At 48.1% G+C, this 5,238-nt stretch carries 7 protein-coding genes and 1 pseudogene; 7 read left to right on the plus strand and 1 reads right to left on the minus strand.

Features of this window, described 5'->3' with window-relative positions:
- Positions 1–402: 402 nt before the first annotated feature.
- Genes Q0314_RS02090 through Q0314_RS02100 form a run of 3 tightly spaced genes read left to right on the plus strand, consistent with a single transcriptional unit; the run spans position 403 to position 2,486 of the window.
- Positions 403–672 carry a NifU family protein gene (locus tag Q0314_RS02090; protein WP_298055989.1) on the plus strand — a complete coding sequence of 90 codons (270 nt, stop codon included), beginning with the start codon at positions 403–405 and terminating at the stop codon, positions 670–672.
- Positions 665–1,210, plus strand: coding sequence for a histidine kinase (locus tag Q0314_RS02095; RefSeq protein WP_298055993.1), 546 nt, complete (start codon positions 665–667; stop codon positions 1,208–1,210). The genes Q0314_RS02090 and Q0314_RS02095 overlap by 8 nt, the downstream gene beginning before the upstream one ends.
- A complete protein-coding gene (locus tag Q0314_RS02100) occupies positions 1,194–2,486 on the plus strand; it encodes a UDP-N-acetylmuramoyl-L-alanyl-D-glutamate--2,6-diaminopimelate ligase (RefSeq protein ID WP_298055995.1) in 1,293 nt (430 codons plus the stop codon). Before Q0314_RS02095 ends, Q0314_RS02100 begins: the two co-directional genes overlap by 17 nt.
- Before the next feature lie 80 nt (positions 2,487–2,566).
- Here the strand turns inward: Q0314_RS02100 and Q0314_RS02105 are convergent, their stop codons facing one another.
- Complete coding sequence (locus Q0314_RS02105) at positions 2,567–2,746, minus strand: hypothetical protein (RefSeq protein WP_298055997.1); 180 nt, start codon at positions 2,744–2,746, stop codon at positions 2,567–2,569.
- 12 nt (positions 2,747–2,758) lie between these two features.
- On the opposite strand from Q0314_RS02105, the gene panD reads away from it, so the two are divergent.
- The 4 genes and pseudogenes from panD to Q0314_RS02125 all read left to right on the plus strand — a co-directional run.
- The gene (gene panD, locus Q0314_RS02110; RefSeq protein ID WP_298056000.1) at positions 2,759–3,106 is read left to right on the plus strand and encodes an aspartate 1-decarboxylase; all 348 of its coding nucleotides are present in this window, start codon (positions 2,759–2,761) and stop codon (positions 3,104–3,106) included.
- Between the two features lie 246 nt (positions 3,107–3,352).
- Positions 3,353–4,129: an EFR1 family ferrodoxin gene (locus tag Q0314_RS02115; RefSeq protein WP_298056002.1), complete on the plus strand. Its 777-nt coding sequence runs from the start codon at positions 3,353–3,355 to the stop codon at positions 4,127–4,129.
- A gap of 395 nt (positions 4,130–4,524) precedes the next feature.
- Complete coding sequence (locus tag Q0314_RS02120) at positions 4,525–4,842, plus strand: YbaB/EbfC family nucleoid-associated protein (protein WP_002947064.1); 318 nt, start codon at positions 4,525–4,527, stop codon at positions 4,840–4,842.
- Positions 4,839–5,238, plus strand: a pseudogene (locus Q0314_RS02125) (signal protein PDZ); the annotation flags it as partial. The gene Q0314_RS02120 and the pseudogene Q0314_RS02125, both read left to right, overlap by 4 nt.

Below are 5,238 nucleotides of genomic sequence, written 5' to 3' on the forward strand. Positions count from 1 at the left end.
AGCTTATTTTATTGTTTGTAATTCTGTATATATACGGAAAATACTAAAATTTATAGCTAGTTTTATTTTGACTTCTGCCACAATTCTAAGTACAAATTTACTTTTTGGAATTAGCTTGTACTAGATGCTTAATATACTAAATTTATATAATATCTAAAAGCGGTTTTTTGATTATGCAACAGCCGTTTGTATAGTTGTCTTGAGGTTTATTTTGTAGACTTGAGTCTTGCCGCTATTTTGTTTTTATGTCTATGGCCATCTTTTAAATTTGACTCACTTATACATAGAATCGCTTAAAGCTCCAAATTTATCCAAGTCAAAAATAGCCGCCAAAACGTCAAACTCATAGCGTATTTAAAATTTTATCTGCTATAATATCTCAAAAATTGAAAAAGGTTAAAAATGATCCCATTTACCGATGAAGAGCTTCTAAAGCCCGTAAAAGCCAGCCTGCAAAAGGTTTTGCCTATGCTTGAAAACGACGGCGGAGGCATGGAGCTGCTAGGCATCAAAAACGGCAAAATTTACGTTCGCCTTACCGGCCACTGCCATGGCTGTGCGGCTAGCTCGACTACGCTAAAATACGGTATCGAGCGCCAGCTCCGTATGGATATCCACCCTGAGCTAGAGGTCGTAAACATCCCTATCAGCGAGGAAGTTAAATTTGATTGATTACAAAAAGGCGGGCCTAAAAGCGTTTAACAAGGGCGAATTTGACGCCGCAGCGAGCTATTTTTCACTTGCCTACGACAAAAAACCGGACAAAAAGCTACTTTTCCTCATTATGCTTTGCTCGCTTGCTAAGACTCGCCGCGACGAGGCGATGACGCTTTTTGAGATATTTAAGCTAAAAGATAAGCTTGGTATGAGCCCGGACGAGCTGGAGGAAATTTTAGGCGCGCTTGAGGCAAAATTTGGCGACTACGAGAGCCTTGAGGAGCAAAACGCCATCAGCTACGCCGATTTTATGGATGCGGTTAGGCGCGGCGGGTTCAAAAGCGTCTTTGAGGACATCATGTTTTCCACGCGCGTGATGATCGATAACCGCGACGATTTCCTCGAGTTTTTGCAAAATCTTATCAAAAACGACTTCATCGAAATGGGACTAAACTACATCGAAACCGCGGCCGTGATGTTTGCCGGCGACGAACGGCTAAGCGCGCTGGCTCGCGAAATCAACGAAAGGGCGCAGAATGAAAATTTACGTTAAAGAAGGCTTCGTCACTGATAACTCGAACGAATGTGAGGCGGGTTGCTATTTCGTTAAAACGGCGGCAAACGCTAAATTTGAAGCCGATGCCCTGGCAAAGGGCGCAAAAGTAATAAATTTGAGCGAATGCAAACGACTGCTAGGCATCGACGAGAACATCAAAATCATCGGCATCACGGGTACCAACGGCAAGACCACGACCGCAGCGGCCATCTGTGCTACGCTCTTAAATTTAGGCTACGGATGCGGCCTGTGCGGCACTCGCGGCGCTTTTATAAACGGCGAACGCATCGATGATAAGGCGCTAACGACGAGCGAAATTTTACGCACGCTTAGCTACCTAAAGGCCGCTAGCGAGCGCGGTTGCGAGTATTTCGTGATGGAGGTTAGCTCGCACGCCATCGCACAAAAACGTATCGAGAGCCTATCGTTTGCGATGAAAATTTTTACGAATTTGACCCAAGACCACCTCGACTACCACGGCACGTTTGAAGAGTACGCGCGCGTAAAGAGCGAGTTTTTCGCAGACGATGCGCCAAAACTCATAAATATAGACGACCGCGGCGGGATCAAATTTAATCCCGCAAACGCCCTAACTTACGCGCTTCATGCGGACGCGGACTTTGCGCCTGGCGAGTATTCGCTAGAAGGTGGCATACGCGCGACGCTAAAGACTCCGCGCGGGCAAATGGCGCTAAGCTCAAATTTGCACGGCGAATTTAACCTCTACAACCTCATAGCAGCCGTCTCTTGCGTCGCGACGCTGACGGATAGGCCACTAGATGAGATCGCGCGCGCCGCGGCAGAATTTGACGGCGTCGAGGGGCGCATGGAGGTCGTTAGTCGCGAGCCGCTCGTGATCGTAGACTTCGCGCATACGCCTGACGGTATCGAAAAGGTGCTAAACGCGCTGCGTCATCGTAAAATCGTCGCGGTTTTTGGCGCCGGAGGTGACAGGGATCGCACCAAACGCCCTAAAATGGGCGCAATAGCGCAAAAATACGCGCACAGGCTCGTCGTCACCAGCGATAATCCCCGAAGCGAAGAGCCGGAAAGCATCATCGCCGAGATCTGTGGCGGCCTAGAGATGAACGAGCGCGTAAAATGCATCGCAAACCGCAAAGATGCGATAAAATACGCGCTTGAAAGCCTCGCACGGGATGAAATTTTGGTGATTTTAGGTAAGGGCGACGAAACCTATCAAGAGATCAAGGGCGTAAAATATCCGTTTAGCGATAAGCAAGTCGTACGCGAACTTTTGGACGGTCGCGCCTAAATTTACGGACAAAACGGCGACGAAATAAGGGTAAATTCGAGTAAAATTTACCTTTGTTTGCGTCTAAATTTCTATTTTTATCACCAAACGGCGTCAAATTTATCGCAGTTTTTATCGCTCGCGCAAATGCCTCTAAAATCAAATTTAATCACAAATTTAACTCCGAATTTTATCGCGTCAAGCAAGCAAAAACGAATCGCCGCGGCTATATAAAGTTGCTTTTTGCGGCTAAATTTATAGTATAATTTTCCCAAAAACACAAAGGACTGCCGATGAAAATCGAAATTTTATCAAGCAAAATCCACCGCGCACGCGTGACGGACGCTAACCTCAACTACGTAGGCTCGGTCACGATCGGACCTGAGCTTATCGAGGCTGCGGGGCTTTGCGAATACCAAAAAGTCGAGATCCTAAACGTCAATAACGGCGAGCGTTTCGCTACATACGTGATCCGCGGCGAGAAAAAGGGCGAGATCTGCCTAAACGGCGCGGCCGCGCGCAAAGTCTGCGTCGGCGACGTCGTCATCATCGTTGCTTACGCGCTTCTTAGCGCCAAAAAAGCAAGAGATTTCGAACCAAAAATCGTGCAGGTAAACGAGAAAAACGAGATCGTAAAATAATATACGCCCAAATTTGCCGTCTCTGCGGCGGTAGGTTTAAATTTACGTTTTATGGCGACGAGCTAAATTTGCGATAAGGTCTAGGCTGGTGCGGCGCGACGGTCATTCGCAAGCGGACGAAAGGCGAACGTGCTAAATAGCAGTTTGTTTAAATTTACCGCCGTTTGGCGTTAAATTTGACGAAAATGGGCAAAATTTGGCGAAAATGGACAAAATTTAGCGCCTGAATTTAAAAGGATTCGCAAAATGATAGCGATTTATTTTAGCTCCACGGGCAACACGAAGCATTGCGTGGAGAGATTTATAGAGCGTCTGGGCGGCGATATCCCCGTGGTTTCGATCGAGGACGAGGCTTGTGGCAAGCTGCTAAAGCGCTCGGACGACGTAATCCTCGCCTATCCAGTTTACTTTAGCGACCTGCCGCAGATCGTGCGCGAGTTTATTTGCGAAAACAGCGCGAATTTTTGCGGAAAAAACGTCTTTATCATCGCTACGATGGAGATTTTTAGCGGCGATGGAGCGGGCTGCGCGGCTAGGGCACTAAGGCGAGCGGGCGCGAAAATAACGGGCGGCGCACACATCAGAATGCCCGCGTTTATCCTCGACGTGGCGATTTTTAGCTATTCGGTGCAGAAAAACGAGCGCCTGATCAAAGAGGCAAACGCGAAGCTGCAGCGCGTCGCGGAGGCATTTGCCGCGGGCAAGCCGCCACAAGAGGGGCTAGGCGTGCTATGCCGTATCGCGGGGCTTTTGGGGCAGAGGCTCTGGATGAAAATTTGGCACAAAACGCCCTTTGCAAGGCGCAAACCAAGCCTTGATACGGCGCGCTGCAATGGGTGCGGCGAGTGCGCGAGATCCTGTCCGATGCAAAATATAAAAATCGCGCACGGCAAGGCGAGATTTGGCGAGCATTGCACGATTTGTTACAGATGCGTAAACAAGTGCAGGCAAAAAGCGATAACAATCCTTGGCAAGTCGGTAAATCTAGAAAAATCGGTCGCGGCGGAGCTCAAAGATATCTGAGGCGCGTTTGTTTGGGCGATTTTGATCTGCCGACATATTTTATCGCTTTTTAATTCGTCAAAAGATTTCAAATTTAGTTGGCGCTACCTTAAATGCTCTTTCAGTTCGGCTTTACTTCGCTTGTTAGCTCGGGTAAATTTCTCAAATTTACAGAAAATCCACGCTAAAAACCACGCAAACACGCATGCGCTAAACCAAAATAGATCAAAACGCGTGCAGGTTATTAAAATAAAATTTTACCCTCAAATTTGACGGCTTTTCGGGCTTAAATTTACCCGTCCGCGCTCGTATCCACGGCGAGTTTTAAAGGCGGGAACGAAACTTGCATTGCAGAGCTTAAAAAAGTAAATTTAGCTTAAATTGGCTAAAATAACGCGAAATTTGAAAGGATGTTTATGTTTGAGGGGATCGATTTTTCAAAAATGGGACAGATGCTCGAGGAGGCGCAAAAAAAAGCGCAGGAGATCGAGCAAGAGAGCCAAAAACGCGAATTTAGCGTAAAAAGCGGCGGCGGGCTCATTAGCGTCAGAGCAAACGGCAAGGGCGAGGTGCTCGATATCAGCATCGACGACAGCTTGCTAGAGGACAAGGAGAGCTTGCAGATCTTGCTCATCAGCGCCGTAAACGACGTGCTAAAGATGATCGAGGACGACCGCAAAAACGCCGCGTCAAGGATGCTGGGCGGGTTTGCCGGCATGGGACTAGGGCAATGAAACGCGCAGCTTTCTCGCGCCGTTTGGACGCGGTTTTGGGGCTCGCGCGGTTAAATTTTGGCGGCGCACGGGACGGTGCGACTGCAAATTTGAACTCAAATTTAGCCCGCAAAATTTACTCTCCACTTTTTGCGGTTTTTGTGATTTGCGCATTTGCTGCGTCGCTTAGAGCCGAGCCGCGCCCGACGCAGGATGATTTTAACGCCTGCTTCGAGAAAAACTTGCCCGCCATGGTAAACGTCGCGGGTAACGGCGGCATCGCGATCACGCCAAATCTAATCGCCGTACCTAAAGGCGAAATTCCCGTGAAAAACTACGTCAAATTTGATCCATATCTAGGCCTCTATCTGGTCGCCTCGGACGTCAAACTCGAGCCTGTAAAGATATCTGACGATA

The organism is uncultured Campylobacter sp. (genome assembly GCF_938040115.1).
Classification (GTDB): Bacteria; Campylobacterota; Campylobacteria; order Campylobacterales; family Campylobacteraceae; genus Campylobacter_A.

Bases quoted from the DNA above. Each gene is read 5' to 3' on its own strand.
- Q0314_RS02090 (WP_298055989.1), top strand. From the start codon at position 403: ATGATCCCATTTACCGATGAAGAGCTTCTAAAGCCCGTAAAAGCCAGC.
- Q0314_RS02100 (WP_298055995.1), top strand. From the start codon at position 1,194: ATGAAAATTTACGTTAAAGAAGGCTTCGTCACTGATAACTCGAACGAA.
- panD (WP_298056000.1), top strand. From the start codon at position 2,759: ATGAAAATCGAAATTTTATCAAGCAAAATCCACCGCGCACGCGTGACG.
- Q0314_RS02115 (WP_298056002.1), top strand. From the start codon at position 3,353: ATGATAGCGATTTATTTTAGCTCCACGGGCAACACGAAGCATTGCGTG.
- Q0314_RS02120 (WP_002947064.1), top strand. From the start codon at position 4,525: ATGTTTGAGGGGATCGATTTTTCAAAAATGGGACAGATGCTCGAGGAG.